The following is a 19,123-nucleotide window of genomic DNA, read 5'->3' as shown; positions in this document are numbered from 1 at the left end:
TCTTCCGAATAGGTCGCTCACTCAACGTACTGACGATGATTTATTCCATCCAAAGATGAACAAACCTTCCTCTGATACTTCGTGTGAGACTCTTGATACCTTTGCTATTGCCGATTCCGAAGAACCAGCCGCACTCGCCATCAAGCGCCCACACTTATCGGCTGTTAGTTTTTAAAGAGCATTTGCGCAGTTATTTGCTTCGCTATTCGCTTGCTTTCTTGCGCGCCGTCATTCAACGGGAGGCGAATTATGCGGGGCTATTTCGACGACGTCAAGCGCCTTTTCCAAAAAAATAATCGGGTCATTTCGGGCGGCAAATTCGAAGCCGAGCAGCGGCGCGTGTCACCGGCGTCTGTGCACGTCAGATCGCACGCGCGCACGAAGAATTGACCAGGCACAACAACGAGGCGATGGCATTGGGCGGCAATTGACGCTCACCGGTACGATGTCGGCCGGTCACACGATTCAGGCGTCGTTCATCGCGCGCTCATCCCGCGCTAATTCTCATCTTCGATCATGTGCGCAGTCGCATGGTCGAAGCAAAGCCGCCCGACTGCCACCGTGACCGGTTTGAAGCGCAACCTGGAGACAACTCAGATGAGCACCCTCGCCGACCGCAGCGTCCCGACATCCACGAAAACCGGACGATATGGTCTCTTCGTCTGCCTGATGGCGGCGCTCGCCGGCCTGCTGTTCGGCCTCGACATCGGGGTGATCTCGGGCGCACTGCCTTTCATCGCGAAGCATTTTGTTCTGAGCGATCGCGCACAAGAATGGATCGTCAGCTCGATGATGGTAGGCGCGGCGATCGGCGCACTGGGTGCGGGCTGGCTATCGTGGCGTCTCGGACGCCGCTATGCGCTCGTGCTGGCGGCGATACTCTTCATTGCGGGATCGCTATGGTCCGGGTTCGCGGCGAGTCCGGCTCATCTGATCGGCGCACGCTTGCTGCTGGGCCTCGCGGTCGGAATGGCGTCCTTCACCGCGCCGCTTTATCTTTCGGAGGTTGCGCCGCGACAAGTACGCGGCGCGATGATCTCGACGTATCAGTTGATGATTACCGTCGGAATCCTGGCCGCCTTCCTGTCGAACATCGGACTGTCGTACGTGGCCGACTGGCGCTGGATGCTCGGCGTCATCGCGATTCCCGCCGTCTTCTTCCTCGCAGGCGTGCTCGCCCTTCCCGATAGCCCGCGCTGGCTGCTTCAGCGCAACCGCGCCGACGAAGCGCGCGCCGTCCTGCAACGCTTCTACGCCAATCCCGCCGACGTGCAAGCCGAACTCGAACAGGTCAACGAAGACAACACGCGGCCCCAGCGAGGATGGAGCCTGTTGCGGCAAAACGCGAACTTCCGTCGCTCGGTACTGCTCGGAGTCGTGCTGCAGGTGTTCCAGCAACTCACCGGCATCAACGTCGTGATGTACTACGCTCCGCGCATCTTCGAACTGGCCGGCTTCGCGACTCATGAACAGCAACTGTGGGCGACAGTCATCGTCGGCCTCGTCAACGTCATTGCGACCTTCGGCGCCATTGCCTTCGTCGATCGTTGGGGCCGCAAGCCGATCCTCTATGCGGGATGCGCCATCATGGCAATCGGCATGTGCTCGCTCGGGTTCCTGCTGCATGCCGGAGTCGCCGGCCTCACGGCACAGATTCTGGCGGTCGCGTCGCTGCTGCTTTTCATCGCGGGGTTCGCCATGTCTGCCGGCCCGCTCGTTTGGATCCTGTGCTCGGAGATCCAGCCGCAGCAAGGGCGCGACTTCGGCATCGCCGTTTCGACGCTCGTCAACTGGGTCGCCAACATGGCGGTCGCGGCCACGTTCCTGAGCTTGCTGTCGACTGTCGGCGAAGCGAACACCTTCGTGCTCTATGCGATCCTCAACGTCATCTTTGCGGTCGTCGTGTTCTTCTACGTGCCCGAGACGCGCGGCGTTTCGCTCGAGAAACTCGGCAACGATCTGATGGCCGGCAAGCGTCTGCGCGATCTCGGGAAGAAAAACTAGTTTCGTCGTTCGATGGAAATCTTCACGGGGCGGATATTCCAGATCCGCTCGCAATATTCGTGAACCGCGCGGTCCGAAGAGAACTTGCCTGCATAGGCGGTATTCAGGATGGACATGCGAGTCCAGCGCCGCTCGTCGCGCCAGGCGGCGCTCACATCTTCCTGACGCGCGACGTACGCGGCATAGTCGGCAAGCACCAGAAACGGATCGTGGTGTAGCAGGTTGTCGACCAGCGGACGGAACATCTCTCGATCTCCGCGCGAGAAGTGCCCGCTGCCGATCAACTCCAGCACTTCCCGCAACGTCTGATTCGCATCCGCATAGTCGGCCGGACGATACCCTTCGCGCTTCACGCGTTCCACTTCGTCCGCATTCAGGCCGAACAGGAAGAAGTTTTCATCGCCGACTTCTTCGCGGATCTCGATGTTCGCGCCATCAAGCGTACCGATGGTCAACGCGCCGTTCATCATGAACTTCATGTTTCCGGTGCCCGAAGCCTCCTTGCCCGCGGTCGAGATCTGCTCGGACAGGTCCGCAGCCGGGTAAATGAAGTGTGCGTTCTTGACGTTGAAGTCCGGGAAGAATACGACTTTCAGGCGGCCGTTCATCGCGGGATCGTCGTTCACGACTTCAGCGATGCCGTTGATCAGCCGGATGATGAGCTTGGCCATCGCGTAGCCCGGCGCGGCCTTGCCGCCGAATACGAAGCAGCGCGGCGTCAGCGCGAGTTGGGGATCGCGGCGCAGACGCATGTACTGCGTCACGATGTATAGCGCGTTCAGATGTTGCCGCTTGTACTCGTGGATTCGCTTGACCTGTATGTCGAACAGCGCCGCAGGATCGACGACGATGCCCGTCGCGCTCTTGATCTTATCCGCGAGGATCTGCTTGTTCGCCTGCTTTACGTTGCGCCAGCGTTCCTGAAATGCGGCATCGTCGGCGTATTCGGACAGCTTGCGCAGTTTGCCGAGATCGGTCGCCCAACCTTCCCCCAGCCCCTCGTCCAGCAGTTTCGCGAGACCCGGATTGCTGAGCATCATGAAGCGGCGCGGCGTGACGCCGTTGGTCACGTTATGGAAGCGCTCGGGCCATAGCTCGGCGAAATCTCGCAGCACCGTCTTTTCGAGCAGTGCCGAATGGAGCGCGGCCACACCGTTGATCGCGTGACTGCCGACCGTCGCAAGATGCGCCATGCGTACGCGCTTCGTGCCGCTTTCGTCGATCAGCGACATGCGCGCGATCCGCGCTTCATCGCCGGGATATCGTTGGCGGACATCATCGAGGAAGCGGCGATTGATCTCGTAGATGATCTCGATCAATCGCGGCAACAAGCCCTGAAACAATGGCAAGCCCCACGTTTCGAGCGCTTCGGGCAACAGCGTGTGATTCGTATAGGCGAGCGTGCGCTGCGTGATGTCCCAGGCGTCGTCCCAAGGCAGTTGCCGCTCATCCACGAGCAGGCGCATCAACTCGGCGACGGCTATCGACGGATGCGTGTCGTTCAATTGCGCCGTGAACATGTCCGGCAAGCGACTGATCGGCTCGCCCTTGAGCGCAAGCAGGCGCAACATGTCCTGCAACGAACACGAAACGAAGAAGTACTGCTGCGCGAGCCGCAAGCGCTTACCCGCTTCGGGCTCGTCATTCGGATAAAGCACCTTCGACAGCGTCTCCGAAAGCACCTTCTCGTGCACGGCTTCGTAATAGTCGCCGGCATTGAAATCCTGAAGATCGAACGACTCGACTGCCTCGCTTTTCCAGAGCCTCAACGAGTTACATGTATTGACGTGAAAACCCGGGATCGGCGTATCGCAGGCCACGCCTTTGACCGTATAGGCAGGAATCCAGCGCACATGAAAGCGGCCGGCTTCATCGGTCGAGCTTTCGGTGCGGCCACCGAAGTTCACGTAGAACGCGACGTCCGGGCGCAGGATTTCCCACGGGTTGCCCTTCTGCAGCCATTTGTCGGTGATTTCCACTTGCCAGCCGTCGCGGATTTCCTGATCGAAGATGCCGAACTCATAGCGGATTCCGTAACCGATCGCCGGGATTTCGAGCGTGGAAAGCGAGTCGAGATAGCACGCGGCCAGGCGTCCGAGGCCGCCGTTGCCAAGGCCCGGTTCCTCTTCGATCGACAGCAGCGTATCGAGGTCGAGTCCGTGCGCCTGCAACGCTTCGCGCGCGTTGCTTTCGATGCCGAGATTGATCAGGTTGTTGCCGAGCTGCGGGCCGATGAGAAATTCAGCGGACAGATAACACGCGACTTTTGCGTCGCGCGCTACATAGGTGTGCGTGGTGGCGACGCGGCGGGTCATCATCCGGTCGCGGACGGCGTAGGCGAGCGCCATGTACCAGTCGTGCGGCGTGGCGATCTCCGGATAGCGCGCCTGCAGACAGATGAGGTTATCGACGATATCGCGCTGCAGCGCCTCGACGCCAAGTCCGCTGCGCGCGGGCTCGGCGCTGATCCGCGATTCGATGGTGGGCGTGTCATCCATGATCTGTCCTCTCTCCCTGCGTACCGGGCTTCGACAAGAATGTGCCGGCTCTATGTCCGGCCGTTGACAGTGCTGCGTCATGGCGCATCGATGAATAGCATACGCCCTCAAGTCGTGCGCTTCCATGCCGTTATCCCCAAGGGGAAGGCCAAATTCGGCAATCGCGGGACCACGATGGCCTGCCGCTTCAAAGGCTGTCGGACCCGTTCAAGATTCCGGTCATCGCTTATTTCATTCGCTTGCCGCTAGCGCAAGTTCAGACATCAGAAAAATATGAAACGCGTCGTCGCAGTATCTGCAGTTACAGTCGCTTTGGCCGCATGCGGTGGGGGCGGCGGCAGTTCCGATAATGCGCCGAGCGCGCCCGAGGCTAACGCTGCACAAGGCCTTTATTCCGGAACCGATGCGAACGGCAACGTCGTGGGCGGCGTAGTGCTCGAGACTGGCGCTTTCTATTTCGTGTATGCGAACACGACGACAAACGCGCTAGGTCTGGTACAGGGTGCGGCATCCGCATCTCATGGCACTTTTCAGTCGGACAATGCGCGCACCTTCGACATAAGCGGCAAGGCGGCGACCGATACGCCCGTCCTCGCGGGCTACAACGCGAAGAACAGCGTTCAGGGCGTGATCTATACGAGCACGGCGAAGCAGAACAGCATCAAGTTCAACGTGGTTTATGACGCCAACTATGAACGTCCGGTGGCGCTGTCGTCCGTTGCCGGGACGTATTCGGGCGCGGCCGGATCGACGAAGGACGGCGAGACCGCCACTTTTGTAATCGGGCAGGACGGCTCGATCAAGGGTGAAGGCTTGAGCGGCTGCACGTTCAGCGGAGCCGCCACGCCTCATGGCGACAAAGACGTGCTGGACGCCACGATCACGTTTGGACCCGCGCCCTGCATATATCCGGGTGCGAAGCTTACGGGCGTCGTTTTTTTCAGCAACAGTCAGGTATTAGGAGCTTTGACGCTACCTGACAGATCAGACGCCTTCGTGGTGGCCGCTACGAAGTGATGTCGCGTGGAGTGCGCGTCGCGCACTCCCAGTTGCGGATCGGAATGCCGGCGGCCTGTTGAGCTTTGCCCGTCCGGATTTATTTGCGCTAAGCATCCCGCGCGCATTTTCACGGCCACATTATTTCGGATACCGAAGAAATATACAAGGTAGGCGTTGCGCAAGGGCCTTTCCGCCGACAACTCGCCACTTGCGTCTGACTTTGAATTTCGACGCGCCGGACGCCCGCGGACGCATTTCGGTCAGCCCGCGCGCATTCCAGACATTAAGCGCGGACGGAAATTTGAAGCGTCGAACAGATGCCTGTTGTCCCGGCTGATCGCGACATCGACTTTGCCATGCCTCGCTCACACTGAGTCCAGTAGATCTCCAATACAAAACTATGCGACCGGACGAGGTGAATATGTCTTTGCTCGAGTTTCTTGGCACGATGGTCTTCGTTGCCGTCGTATTGCTCTCGATGGTCGCGGTGCTCGACATTTTCTTCCCGCGACTGATCCCGGTCGCGCGTGATGAGCGCTCTTCGGGATTGTCGCGCGCGCGGAAGTTCGCGAGAGCGAACGCGCGGGGACGCTGAACCTAACTTTCAGATAGCTGCGGCTCGCGCATGTTCCGTCCGAGCTTTTTCACCAGCACGCGGGCGGCAAGCAGTCTGAATGGACGAGGGAGCAAGCGGAAAGTTTGCTGATCCGCGCAGCGTTTTACGAAGATTAGCTGGCGGATCGATGTCTTCCGTCGCCCCATCCGGATTCGCGACGGGTGTTCTTCGCCGCGACCAGCGAAACGCCGTCTAACGCAGCTTCGACGCCTCACTGCGGACGTATCGAGCGCTACATTTTTCGTCTTATTCGTCACGATGCGGCCGTCATGCGCGTTTGGGAGCGCTCGCCGGTTCCTTTTATGCCGATACCCTGTGTTCACGCAGACGATTTCGTGAAACATCTTCCCGGAACAGCGTTAAAAATGGCCGGCACGCCCGTCCTGTCTAGCGATCGCAAGAGTGGAAACGGGGCGTCGATTGTTTCACGAACGATCGGAGCGATCATTGTTCAGCAGCTTTCTAGGCGAAGTACTTGCTCGAGTGGCGGTGACCGCCTTCTCCGTTGGTTTCGCATCGCTAAGAGGACGTTCAGGCTTTACATTCAAGCTTCGGATGCTGGCGGGCTCCGCCTTTCCCAAGCTGCTATTCACCCACGCTGAGAGTCACTCGCATCGACGCGCTTGGAGCAGTGGCTGCGTCGTCCTCTGCGCCAAACCGGAAGACCATGCGCCTGGATCGAGATCGAGATACTTCGTGCGCCTCATCTGCATCGATGGTGCTTGCCATCAATTGTCCTGCCGTTGAGACAGCTCGTTCCAATGGGAAATTGCCCCAGTCCACGAGTTCGCGTGCAAACAACCGTGCGGGTCGTGTCGATGCGCGGGTATGGGAAAGTTTGCGCCCGGGGCGTGAACGGCCGAGGTTGCTGCGGAGATCGAGTGTCCCAAGTCGGGACACTCGCTAGATCAACCTAGAGGAAGTGCACGAGCGTGACTTCGCGCTGCGCGTGTCCCAAGTTGAGACACTCTTGGAGCTTCGGAAATTGACCCAGATGCCGAGCGCACCGCATCAAGACCAATTGCTGGAGGGAATCGACTAGCTGTTATCGGCAAACAACTGTGTCACCAACTCCCGAATTTGCCGTTCCTTTTCTTCGGTCAGTAATCCAGCTTTGATCTTGACCGTGAGCCCCATTGAGTCTCTCGTGATCGACCCTGCCTGCGATCCACCCGCAAAAATCTTGTCGATACTGCGATCGCTTACGGCCGGCGCCGGCTTGCGCTCGTCATCCAACGCCTGCTTGATCGCCTTGCCAAATTTCGACTGATCCAGATCGCCCGAAACGACGCGCGCCCAAAGGCCCTTGGCAACGTCGAACGCCGCCGCGTTCCGCCCGCGCAGTACCGAGACGACACTCTCCGCGGCCGTGGCTCCCAGCAGGCGAGGCTGCACATCTAGATCCTGCACGACGAAATCCGGCAACTCGCCAAACGAAAGATACCGGTACAACTCGGAGCGCGAGATGCCCAACGCTTCAGCCATGCGCTTGCGGTTAGGAAACTCCTTTTCGGTCCGTCGAATCGATCGCGAGATCTCGTAGTCGCACAGATCTTCACGCGCTACGTTTTCGACGAGGGCAAGCATCGCCATCTCTTCGTCAGAAAGATCGACGACAAGAACCTTGATCGATTCCTTACCGATCATCTTATGCGCGCGCCAGCGCCGCTCACCCGCCACGATCTGGTATCCGGTGCCGATGCGCCGTACAACGATCGGCTGTACGAGACCCGCTTCGCGGATCGACTCGGCGAGTTGCACAAGCTTCGCGTCGTTGAATACTTGCCGAGGCTGCCAGGGATTCGGAACGATCTCCGACACCGGCGCTTCGGACGCAGGACCTGCCTGCTCGAGTTGCGCGATGCGCTGCTGCGCCGAGGCCAACGCCGCTGCCATTCCGGGCGCAGTGCGCGGACTCGTCGCCTTCTCTTGCTGCGGATCGAGTTGGATGTCCTTTGCCGCACGAACTTCCGCGGTCTTGCTCATCATTCGGTCGCGAAGGCTGCTCATTGTCCCGCCCTCCATTGCTCAACGTACTGGTCATCGATCCATTTGCAGTAGTCGACCATCGGCTGTTTTACGCGCGCCAAAGTTTTCGCGACTGTCTCGGCCCGTGAAAGATCGAAGACAGTAGAAAAAGCCAACGCGCCATTGCTCATGACCGAACTCGCCGGAATCTCAGTGGTGTGCAACCAGTCGCCATACGCGCGCTGAGACCATGAGCGCACGACCGGCGCCGAAGATGTATTGCCATAGTCGACCCGCGAGAGAAGCACCGAAACGAAGTCGTATGTTTTGTCGACTTCGTGTTCGACGAAACCATTCGCGACTTCAGCGAACAACGACCAGAACGACACCGACGAAATGAAATCCAGACTTTCGGGTACGAGCGGCATGACCATCGAATCGGCCGCCATCAATCCGTTCAGCGTCATATAAGAGAGCGAAGGCGCGGTATCCAGGATGATGTAGTCGTACTCCGCGCGCAGCGGCTCAATCCCTTTTCGCAACACCGACCAGAACTCGAAGTTCGCGTTCGTCTTCTGCGCGGTAGGCAGATGGAATTCGGCGTCGTGAAGATAGTTGTGTGCCGGAATCACATCGAGTCCGTCCCAATACGTGCTTTGCACTTTCGACGCGAGACCGCCTTCCATGTCCGGATCGTAAATGTATGGCAGGACCGTATCCTCCCAAGTCACGTCCTTTTCCGCATACAGGCCGCACAACTCCGAAAGCGACGCTTGTGGGTCGAGGTCGATCATGAGAACCTTGCGACCACGCAAGCTCAATCCTTGGCCGATGCACATCGACGTCGTCGTCTTGCACGACCCGCCTTTGAAGTTCGCCGTGATTAACACCCTACCGCGATGTTCGCGCGTACCAGTGACAAGCGGCGTCTGATAAATGTCCGAGACCTGCTGAACCCACGTTCGGGCATCCTTCAGAGAGAAAATACGCGCACGCCCGGTTCCGTGCGTTTCACCCGGCGGGAGGTCAGTACCTTCCTTTGTCGCCAGATAATTGATCTTCTGCCGGTCGATCCCGCACATGTCCGACAGCTCGCCTATCGTAAACACGGGCGCTGTCTTCCTTGGCCGTGGTGCCAAGATCTGATCACGCAGTTCGTTCGTCATGACCGACAAACGCTCTGCGAACTCTCCTAGGTTGGAGAGCTTCACCCTTCGATTAATCCCTGGCAGTTCGCTCAAATTCATTCGGTGCTTCCTTTTTTAGTCCACGGTGAGGCGTTTTCTTCACGCTCGCCGATGTTTCCACGGTTTTGGTGTAACTAGATGTCGAACCGTAGAATACTCGCCGCAGTGATGAATAGCTATTGGAATTGATCGAAATTTGCAAGCACTGGGGCGGAGGTGCAAGACTATCAATAAGATCAACCACTTATACAAGCTATCTTCAGTGATTCCCGACACGCTCAGAGGACAGCGAAACGCTCCACGGCATCGTGAGCTCAGTGGAACGCCGGCTCCCATCACAAAAAACCTCACCTCTGCGAACGTCGGCGCAGTTGGATTCCAGCGTCTCGACGGCTGGTCACAATTCACTTCACCTAAACGAAGCGCGCGAAACGCCATCGTCCCGCTGGTTAAAAATCAAATGCACCGTCTATATGAGTAAGGCCGTTGGTTAGTTATTTTTGTAAACACAAAGACTCACCACCACTAACGTCTCACGCGCACGCTCATGAAATCAACGACTTACACCCATAAGGTGAGGAAAAGTGTGCTTGAAGTGATGTTAATTGAGCGTCAAGGTGCTGTGTTTACCCCGTCAAGGTGAGATGAAGTGGACCCCAAGGTGAGGCGTCCAGGCAAGAATGGTGAGGAAATTTGTGTAGATTGCGACGCAATGGTGAGGTTTCCTGTGTCCGCGCCTGCGAAAGGTGAGGTAGTTTGTGTTGACAGCTCACCTTGCAGCCGTTAACGTACCGCTCGACACAATGAACTAGCGCCGGACACGGAGACGGAATGACGACAGCAGGGCAGGTGGCCACGTCCAGACAACTGGCGCTGGCCCTATTCGACGATGCCAATGCGCAGGGCTTGCCCGTCGACGCCGCCCGCTCGGACATCGGCTTTTCGCGCAAGAACGTCCTGATCCGCATCGTCGATCTTGGCGTGGCGGCTCGTCGCTTGATTGACGCGGCCTATTTCATCGTCGCGCAAGAAGAAAAGATTCACGACCTGTACGACGTCGAGCTCGACTATTTCAAGTGGCTCATGCGCTACTCGAGCCGGAACAACGCGCATCTGGAACAGGTGATCACCGAGGCGCAGAGGGCGCTCATTCAGGCGACCGCGGAAGCCGACGCCGATGGCTCCAAGCCGTTCGGATCGGTTCAACTGATTGGACGCATCTCATACGTCGGCGGACGGTTTCAGTTCCGCGTTCCGCCCGATCTCATCGGAATCATTCGCGGTCCCGGGAAATCGCATTGGCTGAGCTTGCGCATCACGTCGCTTTTCACGCTCAGCTATGCGCGCGTGATGTACGACCATCTGCTTCCCTACGCGGCCGAGGGTATAACCGATTGGTTCACGCTCGACGAATTGCGCGCCTGGCAGGGGACGATGGGCGCAAAAGCGCAGGAATTCAAATACTTCAAGCGCGATTGGCTCGCTCCGGCGGTGGATCAAATTAATGAGGTCTCCGATCTTTCCCTCTCGTATGAGACGCGCAATGAACCGGGTTCACGCAAGATCGGACGCATGCGATTTCGCGTCGAGCGCAAGGAAATGGCCGAGCGCCTGCTGCATACGCACGAGCACGCGCAGGCGCTGTATCTGACGCTGAAACAGGAAATCGGTCTGTCCAGCGCGCAGTTGAATCAGATCGCTTCCGACCGCGATACCTTTACCGACGAACGTCTGGAGCAGGCAATCGAGCGTACGCGTTTCAGCCTCAAGCTCGGCAAGGTGTCGAAGAGTCCGGCGGGCTTCTTCATGAAAGCGCTGAAGGAAGGCTGGATCGTCTCGGATGCGGAACGCCAGATGGTCCAGATTCAGGAGAGCCTGGCGCTGACCGATCAACGCGACACCGAAGCGAAGCAACAGGCCGAGGCGCGTCGGGCATTGCAGGTCGCGGCACAGGATGTGAACGCTCAGAACCGGATCGTCGATGAAGTCCGTCGCGGCTGGGAGATGTACGAAGCCGCGACGCCGCGGCAGCGCGAAGACTGGCGGCGCACCTACAAGACGAGTCCGGCGGGAAAGCTGACGCTGCGCAGATTGGGCATCGATCCATCGAGCGAGCTCGTCGAAACCATCATTCAGAAATATCCCGATCTGAGAGACGGCTTCTCGGGCTACGTCTTCAACAAGTCGAAAAGCGCGAAGGGCAGGGACTGACCATTACGCAATCGCATCGATCGCAACTAACGGTCTTTAGCAACCGCGCCACCATTTGCTTCGCGATCCCCATGCGCGACGGCAAGAACGACATTGGGCATTCGCACTATCGGCTCGAGCCACGTTCCGCCCTGACGCTCTTCCGGCTCCAGTTCGAGCGCGTCGAAATCGTGAATCCAGTCTTCGACCTGTTCGCGGATGCCGCGAAGGGCACGCGCAAACCGATATCGGCGATTTGAGCTAGTCTGTCCGACTCGATTCCAATCTTCACGAACCTCATGTCCCGCACTCTCCAAATCGACTTCGTCTCCGATATCGCGTGCCCGTGGTGCGCCGTCGGACTCTCTTCGCTGCAACGCGCGCTGGAGCGTCTCGGCGATACCGTCGATGCGCGCATCACCCTTCATCCCTTCGAACTGAATCCGGACATGAGTCCGCAAGGCGAGCGCATCGTCGATTATCTCGGCCGCAAATATGGCCGCACGCCCGAACAGATCGGCGAGACGCAGGCGATGATCCGCGAGCGCGGCGCGCGCGAAGGCTTCGCGTTCGGCGAACGCAAGTGGGTCTACAACACGTTCGATGCTCATCGGCTGCTGCATTGGGCGCGCATCGAAGGCAAGCAACTGCCGCTCAAGCTCGCGCTGCTGCGCGCTTATCACGGTGACGGCAAGGATACGAGCGACCCCGACGTCCTGATCGAAGCGGCTCGCAGCGCCGGGCTCGATGGCGACGAGGCGCGCACGGTGCTGCAAAGCGGCGCGTACGCCGACGAAGTCCGCGCCGAAGAGCGCGAGTTCCAGCAACTCGGCATTCAGTCCGTGCCGGCGATCATCTTCGACCAGAAGTATTTGGTGAGCGGCGGGCAGCCTTCCGAGGCGTTCGAGGAAGCGATCCGGAAGATCATCGACGGGACCGCCTGAAGCCGCCTGCTCATTCGGGCGTCCGCTGCTTCGCGAGAAAACGGTCGAGCTGCGCGGCGAAGTTCTTGCCGTCGCGCGGCGCGTACGGCGGCGGCCCGCCGGTCTGCACGCCGGAGCCGCGCAACTGATCCATCATCGCGCGAATCGACAGACGTTCCTCGATGTTCTCCGCGTTCATCCATTCGCCGCGCGGATCGAGCGCGAACGCGCCCTTTGCGATCACCGCCGCCGCGAGCGGAATGTCCGCCGTGATGACGAGATCGCCAGCCTGCGCCATCTCGACGATGCGCGCGTCGGCGACATCGAAACCGGCGGGCACCTGAATCGCGCGTATCCACGGCGAGGGCGGCGTGCGCAAAAACTGATTCGCGACGAGCGTCACGTGCACCTTCATGCGTGTGCCTGCGCGAAAGAGAATATCCTTCACGACGGCGGGGCAGGCGTCGGCATCGACGATGATTTGCATCCGTTGGCTTCCGATAAGTTATGTCGTGACGAATGAAAGTCGCATGCTCGACGGGCGCAGTGCCGAAACGCGCGCCCTATACTTTCCTCAACGCAAGTCCTCCAGGCGAACGGAGAATCACCGTGAGAACGAAGCTAGCAAGCATTGCCGTGTCATTCTTCCTGGGCGTGGCGGGCGCATCCGCGGCCTCGCTTTCCTATGCGCAGGATACCGGTTCGACCGCAACCGGCGCGACGCAAGCTGCGTCCATGACGAAAGCCGAGAAAAAAGCCGCACGAAAACAGGCGCGCGACAAGAAGAACGCCGAGCTGAAGAAACTCGAGGACGCGGGCTATAACCCCGGCCGCGCGAATGATCCCAACTATCCCCAGGACTTGCAGAACGCTCAGAAGAAAGCGGGGATCGGAGCGGGCGCCAGCCAGTAGCTTCCGACGCGACGTTCCGGCTCGCGAGACATAGAACGCAAAATCCATGGCCCGGTTCCTCCGGGTCGGGCCGCGCGGCCGAACGTCGAACCATCGCTCCCGTGATTCCGCCGCGCCGCTCGCGCGTCCTGGCGGCTCGTCAGCCGACTGCGCCTGTAGCCGCATCCCCTTATCTGATCAAAAAACCCTCGCCAATTAGGGTTCGGGCCGCTTGTGCTCGGAATTTTCTCATCCAACACTGCAGTTCGATCCGATACGCCAGATGTCTGTCCGGTATATCGGACATAGGCGAACTTTCGCGTTTCGCTCTGAGCCGGTTCTGGAACCGGTTCCTCCTAACCATCCTTCGAAAGGACCTGCTCATGAAACTCTCGAACATAGGCGTCAGAACCGTTTCGCTGTTCGTCATCGCCGGCGCGCTGGCGTTGGCCGCCTGCACCAAGGTTTCCACGCCGGCCGAAGGCGGCGGCGCAAACGCCGGGGCGGCGGCAGGTTCGTCGACGCTTCAGGCGGTTCTGCAGCGCGGGACGTTGCGGGTCGGCGACTGTCTGACGTTCGCGCCGTTCGGCTTCTACGACAAGGATGGTCAGCCCGACGGCTACGACGTCGATCTCGCCAAGGAACTCGCCAGGCAGATGGGTGTGAAGCTCGAAGTCGTGAACACGACGAGCGCGAACCGCATCCCGAACCTGCAGACGAGCAAGGTCGATGTCGTGTTCTGCAACTTCACGCGCAATCTGGAGCGCGCGAAGGTCATCGAATTCACGACGCCGTATGTCGTCGCGAGCGAGGCGCTGCTGGTCAAGAAGAGCAGCGGCATCAAGTCGGTTCAGGACATGGGCAACCGCACGATCGCGACCGTCAAGGGCTCGACCAACGGCGATGAAGTCCGCTCGCTGAACATCCCGATCAAGATCCAGGAATACGACAGCTCGCAGGCCGCGATTCTCGCCGTCAAGCAAGGCCAGGCCGACGCGATGATCGAGGACAACAACTTCCTCGCGTATCAGGCGAAGCTCGATCCCGAATTGACCGTCACGAACGAAGCACTCGTGCCGCTCGAATACAACGGCTTCGGCGTGAAGGCCGGCGATCAGGCGTGGCTCAACTATCTGAACCTGTTCCTCTTCAACATCAACGCTTCGAAGCTCAACGCGCAGCTCTACAAGAAGTGGTTCGGCACCGATCCGCATTTCCCGCTCAATCCGCAGTTCTGAGGATGAAGTGATGTCGATATCGCACGAGACCGGACGGATGCGGAGGCCGAGATGAACTACGAATGGCTGACCTTGTGGGGCTACGTCCCCGAGTTCCTGAAAGCCGGATGGCTGACGCTGCAGGTGACGCTTCTCGCGTTCGTGCTGTCGCTGGTGCTCGGCTTGCTGGCCGCGCTGGCGAGCCTGTCGCCGATGGCCGCGATCCGCTTCGTCGCGCGCGCGTATGTCGAAGTCATCCGCAATACGCCGGTTCTTTTGCAGATATTCATCGTGTTCTTCGGCTTGCCGTCGGCGGGCATTGCGCTCGATGCCTACTGGGCCGGCGTGATCGCGCTGGGCCTGAACGTCGGCGCGTATCTGTCGGAAGTGTTTCGCGCGGGCATTCAGTCGGTGCCGCGCGGACAGCTCGAAGCCGCGGGCATTCTCGGCCTCGAACGCGGGCAGATCTTCACCGAAATCGTCTTGCCGCAGGCCGCGCGCGCGGTCTATCCGGCGATCGTCAACTATCTGATCCAGCTATTGCTCGGCACGTCGCTGCTCTCCGCGATCGCGCTGCCCGAACTCACCGGCACCGCGACCGTCATCAATTCGCGCACGCTGCTCTACGTGCAGACGTTTTCGGTCGTGCTCGTCGCGTATCTCGTGCTGAGCAACGTGCTGTCGTGGATCGCGGGTCAGCTCGGCGCGCGCATGTTTCATCCGCCGCTCGTCGTCCGGCGGCGCGCACGCTTCGGCGGCCTCGCGTTGCGCCGCGCCAATCGCGCCTGATGCCCGAACCGGAGTCGGATCATGTCATTTGAACTGCTGAGAACCAGTCTGTCGATCCTGCTGCAAGGTCTCGTGACGACGCTTTTGCTGTCCGTCGCGTCGATCGTCGGCGGCACGCTGATCGGCCTTTTCGCCGCCGTGTTGCGATCGTTCGGACCGTGGGGCACGGACCGCATCGCGCGGCTTTATACCGAGCTCTTTCGCGGCACGCCCGTGCTCATCACGCTGATGTTCATCTACTTCGGCGTCTCGTATTTCGGCTATGCGATCGATGTTTTCGCCGCCGGCGTGATCGGCCTGAGCGTTTATCAAGGCGCGTATATCGCCGAAGTTTTTCGCGCCGGGATCGAAGCGGTGCCGAAAGGCCAGTGGGAAGTCTCGCAGATTCTCGGTCTGTCGCGCACGCAGGCGTTCGCGTTCGTCGTGTTGCCGCAGACCGGCAGGATCGTGTTGCCGCCGCTCATCGGCCAATATCTTTCGCTTATCAAAGATACGTCGATCGTCAGCATGATCGGCATGTCGGAGCTGATGCACGGCGGCCAGGCGATCGTCGATCGCATCGGCAAGCCGGTCGAGATTTACGGACTCGTCGCACTCATTTATTTCGTCGTGTGCTTCCCGCTTTCGCAATGGGTGCGCCACCATGACCGCAGGAGACTGTCGTGAGCAATCAAAGTCAGACCAGGCCCATTATTTCGCTGTCGGGCGTCAGCAAAGCATTCGGCGCGACGCGCGTGCTCAACGAGATCAATCTCGACGTGCGCGCGGGCGAAGTGCTCGTGCTGATCGGCGCGTCGGGTTCGGGCAAAAGCACGGTGCTGCGCATCATGGCGGGGCTCGAAACGACGGATTCCGGCGAAGTATGGGTCAACGAAGTGCCGCTGCACGACCCGAAACGCGCGCGCGATATTCGCGGTCACGTCGGCATGGTGTTCCAGCAGTTCAATCTTTTTCCGCACAAGACCGCGCTCGGCAACGTCACGCTCGCGCTCATCAAGGCGCGCAAGATGAGTCCCGCCGATGCCCGCAAGCGCGCGATGGACGTGCTCGACCGCGTCGGGCTTGCCGACCGTGCGGATCATTATCCGAGCCAGTTGTCCGGCGGACAGCAGCAGCGCGTCGCGATTGCGCGGGCGCTCGCCGTCGAGCCGGGCATCATGTTCTTCGACGAAGCGACTTCGGCGCTCGATCCCGAACTCGTCGGCGAAGTGACCGAAGTGATGCGCGGACTCGCACGCGATGGCATGACGATGGTCGTCGTCACGCACGAGATGGGTTTCGCGCGCAAGACCGCCGATCGGGTCGTCTTCATGGACAAAGGCGTGATCGCGGAGCAGGGCGAGCCGGAGCAGATTTTCGTGAATCCATCCAACGAGCGGACGCGGCAGTTCCTGCATCGCGTGCTCGACCACTGACGCACACGGAGCGAATGAATGGCAGTCACGGAATCGTCGCGAGCGAGGGGAGTCGATCGGGTCATCGCCATGTTCCGGCAATTGCATCTCGCGCAGCGCCCGATGACGATGCGCGAGCTGATCGAAGCGACCGGCGCGCCGCGTTCGAGCATCTACGAGCTGGTCGCGATCCTGGCGGAAGTGGGCTGGCTCGAGACATCGGCCGATGGCAGCGTGTTCTTCGGACGCGAGATGCATTACTACGGCTCCGACTACGCGACGCACAACGACCTCATCAGCCGCGCGCATCAGTCGATACTCGCGCTCGTGCGAAAGTACGACGAGACCACGCAGCTTTGCATGCTCGAAGGAAACAAGTACACCGTGGTGCTGTCCGAAAACAGCGCGCGGCCGTTCAACATCAGCTCGGATATCGGCGTGCGCGTGCCCATTCCGTGGACGGCGACCGGACGCCTGCTGCTCGGCCACCTGAACGCCGATGAAATCCGCGCCCTGATTCCCGCCGAAGACTTCGCGCTCGACAACGGCGTGCGCATCGACTTCGATGAATTCATGCGCGATGTGCAAGCCGCGAAGAATCAGGGCTATTGCTGCACCGAAGGCTTGTCGAACGCGTTTCGCCTGTGCATGGCCGCGCCCGTGCGCGATCGCGCCGGACTGCCGATCGCGGCGCTGTGCTTCATGACGGGCCGCGACACCGATCCAGAGCGACGCCAGTCGATGCTCGACGACCTTCTGCAATCGGCGAAGGCGCTGTCGCATCGATAGCGCACATCACGCGAACGCACATGACGACGCCAGCCGCAGACGACGATCCGCTTCGACGCATCGCGCAACTCGAAGAAGAGAATGTCGCGCTAAGGGAAGTGAACGACATCTTGCGCAAGGCCGTCGCGTTCTATGCGCCGATGTTCGAGCGGGAGATGGCGTCGCAGCGTCAATCGACCGAAGACGCTTAGGTCGCCCAGCCGAGTCCGAGACTCTTCTGCAACGCGACGAAGTCCTTCAGCAGTTCGGCCTGCGCGGCGACCACGTCCTGCTGCGCGGCGAATTGCGTGCGCTGTGCGTCGAGCAGATCGATGAGCGTCGATACGCCCGCCGTATAACGTTGCCGCACGAGCGTGGCCGACCGCTCCGCCGACGCCTGTACCTGCTGCAGCCGCACGACATGCTCGCGCTGGTTGCCGTAACGCGACAGCGACGAATTCGCGTCCTTCAGCGCGCCGAGCACGGTCTTTTCGTAGCGCGCTTCGGCTTCGTCGCGCGCGGCTTTGGCGGCATCGACATTCGCCGCCGTGCGCCCGAAGTCGAACAGATTCCATTGCAGATACGGCACGCCGACCCACGAGAAATTCTGCTTGCGCAGCAGATGACTCGGCTCCGATGCGGAGAAACCGATATCGCCGAGCAGCGTCACCTTCGGAAAATAATCGGCAATATGCTCGCCGATCTGCGCATTGCTCGATGCGAGACGACGCTCGGCCGCGCGGATATCCGGACGCTGCTGGAGCATGGCCGCCGGATCGCCGATCGGCACCGACGACGGCAACGCGGGCAACGGCGCACGCGCGCCGAGTTCGGCATCGAGCGCGCCGGGCGCGCGGCCCGTCAGCACGGCGAGTTGATCCAGCGAATCGGTGATCTGCGTCTGCAAGGGCACGAGCGTCGCACGCGTCGTGTCGACTTGCGTCGTGAGCCGCTCGACATCGACTTCCGCCGCCGTGCCGCGCGCGCGCCGCTGCTCGGTGAGCGTCAGCATCTGCTGCTGATACTCGGCCGTGCGTTCCGCGAGCGCGAGACGTTCCTGCTGATCGCGCAAGTCGATGTACACCGACGCCACTTCCGCCGCGAGCGACACCTGCGCGTCCGAAAGATCGGCGTGCACGGCTTCGGCTTCGCCGGATGCCGCTTCGATCGCGCGGCGCGTGCCGCCGAAGAGATCGAGCTCCCACGAGGCATCGAAGCCGACGGTGTAGAAATCGACCGGACCGCGTCCCGTCGAACCCGACGAACCGTCATCGCCCGACGAACCGAAGATCGACGTATCCGGCGAGCGCATGCGCAACGCCGCCGCCGATCCCGACACTTTCGGCAACTCGTTGGCGCGCTGTCCGCGCAGTTGCGAACGCGACTGACGCAAGCGCGCCTGCGCCATCTTCAGATCGGGATTGTGGGCGAACGCGGCATCGATGAGCGCGTTCAGTTGCGGATCGTTGAGCGCTTGCCACCACGTCGCGGGCGCGTGCGTCGCGACGACGCCCTGCGCCGGCGCGCGCACGAAGGCGGCGCTTTTCGCGGCGTCGGGCGCGATTTCCGGCGCGCCGCGATAGTCGGGGCCGACCGTGCACGCGGCGAGCGCGAAAGCAGCGAGCGGAAGCAGGGCGGTCAGGCGAAGCGTGCGAGGGAACATCGTCGATGAATTCATG

General features: G+C 60.5%; 17 protein-coding genes. 12 read left to right on the top strand and 5 right to left on the bottom strand.

Annotation, left to right across the window (positions count from 1 at the left end):
• Positions 1-597 precede the first annotated feature (597 nt).
• Positions 598-2,004 carry a sugar porter family MFS transporter gene (locus QCE49_RS34505; protein ID WP_008345310.1) on the top strand — a complete coding sequence of 469 codons (1,407 nt, stop codon included), beginning with the start codon at positions 598-600 and terminating at the stop codon, positions 2,002-2,004.
• Here the strand turns inward: QCE49_RS34505 and QCE49_RS34500 are convergent.
• Positions 2,001-4,502 carry a glycogen/starch/alpha-glucan phosphorylase gene (locus tag QCE49_RS34500; RefSeq protein ID WP_250457716.1) on the bottom strand — a complete coding sequence of 834 codons (2,502 nt, stop codon included), beginning with the start codon at positions 4,500-4,502 and terminating at the stop codon, positions 2,001-2,003. The genes QCE49_RS34505 and QCE49_RS34500 overlap by 4 nt on opposite strands.
• Before the next feature lie 273 nt (positions 4,503-4,775).
• Between QCE49_RS34500 and QCE49_RS34495 the strand changes: the two genes are divergently transcribed.
• Positions 4,776-5,519, top strand: coding sequence for a hypothetical protein (locus tag QCE49_RS34495; protein ID WP_250457715.1), 744 nt, complete (start codon positions 4,776-4,778; stop codon positions 5,517-5,519).
• 1,636 nt (positions 5,520-7,155) lie between these two features.
• Here the strand turns inward: QCE49_RS34495 and QCE49_RS34490 are convergent.
• Positions 7,156-8,127, bottom strand: a complete 972-nt coding sequence (locus QCE49_RS34490) for a ParB/RepB/Spo0J family partition protein (protein ID WP_250457714.1) — start codon at positions 8,125-8,127, stop codon at positions 7,156-7,158.
• Positions 8,124-9,332: a ParA family protein gene (locus QCE49_RS34485; RefSeq protein WP_033535672.1), complete on the bottom strand. Its 1,209-nt coding sequence runs from the start codon at positions 9,330-9,332 to the stop codon at positions 8,124-8,126. The genes QCE49_RS34490 and QCE49_RS34485 overlap by 4 nt, the downstream gene beginning before the upstream one ends.
• 771 nt (positions 9,333-10,103) lie before the next feature.
• Between QCE49_RS34485 and QCE49_RS34480 the strand changes: the two genes are divergently transcribed.
• The 3 genes from QCE49_RS34480 to QCE49_RS34470 all read left to right on the top strand — a co-directional run bounded on the left by QCE49_RS34480 (position 10,104) and on the right by QCE49_RS34470 (position 12,406).
• Positions 10,104-11,483, top strand: a complete 1,380-nt coding sequence (locus QCE49_RS34480; RefSeq protein ID WP_250457713.1) for a replication initiation protein — start codon at positions 10,104-10,106, stop codon at positions 11,481-11,483.
• 71 nt (positions 11,484-11,554) lie between these two features.
• Positions 11,555-11,722 (top strand): hypothetical protein, encoded by a 168-nt coding sequence (locus QCE49_RS34475; protein WP_250457712.1) that lies wholly within the window; start codon positions 11,555-11,557, stop codon positions 11,720-11,722.
• Positions 11,723-11,761: 39 nt separating this feature from the next.
• Entirely contained in the window at positions 11,762-12,406 is a 645-nt protein-coding gene (locus tag QCE49_RS34470) for a DsbA family oxidoreductase (protein WP_008345316.1), read from the top strand.
• A 10-nt stretch (positions 12,407-12,416) separates the two neighbouring features.
• Here QCE49_RS34470 and QCE49_RS34465 read toward each other — a convergent pair whose 3' ends face one another.
• On the bottom strand, positions 12,417-12,872 hold the full coding sequence (locus QCE49_RS34465) for a YaiI/YqxD family protein (protein WP_250442147.1): 456 nt from the start codon (positions 12,870-12,872) through the stop codon (positions 12,417-12,419).
• A 149-nt stretch (positions 12,873-13,021) separates the two neighbouring features.
• Between QCE49_RS34465 and QCE49_RS34460 the strand changes: the two genes are divergently transcribed.
• From QCE49_RS34460 to QCE49_RS34430, 7 genes are all read left to right on the top strand, one after another.
• Positions 13,022-13,297: a DUF4148 domain-containing protein gene (locus QCE49_RS34460; protein WP_250437785.1), complete on the top strand. Its 276-nt coding sequence runs from the start codon at positions 13,022-13,024 to the stop codon at positions 13,295-13,297.
• A 362-nt stretch (positions 13,298-13,659) separates the two neighbouring features.
• The gene (locus QCE49_RS34455) at positions 13,660-14,514 is read left to right on the top strand and encodes a transporter substrate-binding domain-containing protein (protein WP_008345319.1); all 855 of its coding nucleotides are present in this window, start codon (positions 13,660-13,662) and stop codon (positions 14,512-14,514) included.
• Positions 14,515-14,565: 51 nt separating this feature from the next.
• The gene (locus QCE49_RS34450; protein ID WP_250457711.1) at positions 14,566-15,282 is read left to right on the top strand and encodes an amino acid ABC transporter permease; all 717 of its coding nucleotides are present in this window, start codon (positions 14,566-14,568) and stop codon (positions 15,280-15,282) included.
• 21 nt (positions 15,283-15,303) lie between these two features.
• Entirely contained in the window at positions 15,304-15,948 is a 645-nt protein-coding gene (locus QCE49_RS34445) for an amino acid ABC transporter permease (RefSeq protein WP_008345321.1), read from the top strand.
• Positions 15,945-16,697, top strand: a complete 753-nt coding sequence (locus QCE49_RS34440; protein ID WP_008345322.1) for an amino acid ABC transporter ATP-binding protein — start codon at positions 15,945-15,947, stop codon at positions 16,695-16,697. The genes QCE49_RS34445 and QCE49_RS34440 overlap by 4 nt, the downstream gene beginning before the upstream one ends.
• Positions 16,698-16,715: 18 nt before the next feature.
• Entirely contained in the window at positions 16,716-17,465 is a 750-nt protein-coding gene (locus tag QCE49_RS34435) for an IclR family transcriptional regulator (RefSeq protein ID WP_008345323.1), read from the top strand.
• A 20-nt stretch (positions 17,466-17,485) separates the two neighbouring features.
• On the top strand, positions 17,486-17,656 hold the full coding sequence (locus QCE49_RS34430) for a hypothetical protein (RefSeq protein ID WP_008345324.1): 171 nt from the start codon (positions 17,486-17,488) through the stop codon (positions 17,654-17,656).
• Here QCE49_RS34430 and QCE49_RS34425 read toward each other — a convergent pair.
• Positions 17,653-19,122 (bottom strand): efflux transporter outer membrane subunit, encoded by a 1,470-nt coding sequence (locus QCE49_RS34425; protein WP_372492611.1) that lies wholly within the window; start codon positions 19,120-19,122, stop codon positions 17,653-17,655. The two genes, QCE49_RS34430 and QCE49_RS34425, sit on opposite strands and share 4 nt — an antisense overlap.
• Between the last annotated feature and the right edge of the window lies 1 nt (position 19,123).

The organism is Caballeronia sp. LZ008, assembly GCF_031451435.1.
Lineage (GTDB): Bacteria > Pseudomonadota > Gammaproteobacteria > Burkholderiales > Burkholderiaceae > Caballeronia > Caballeronia zhejiangensis.
The sequence above is the reverse complement of the archived record's forward strand: the minus strand, read 5'-3'. Positions and strand labels throughout refer to the sequence as shown.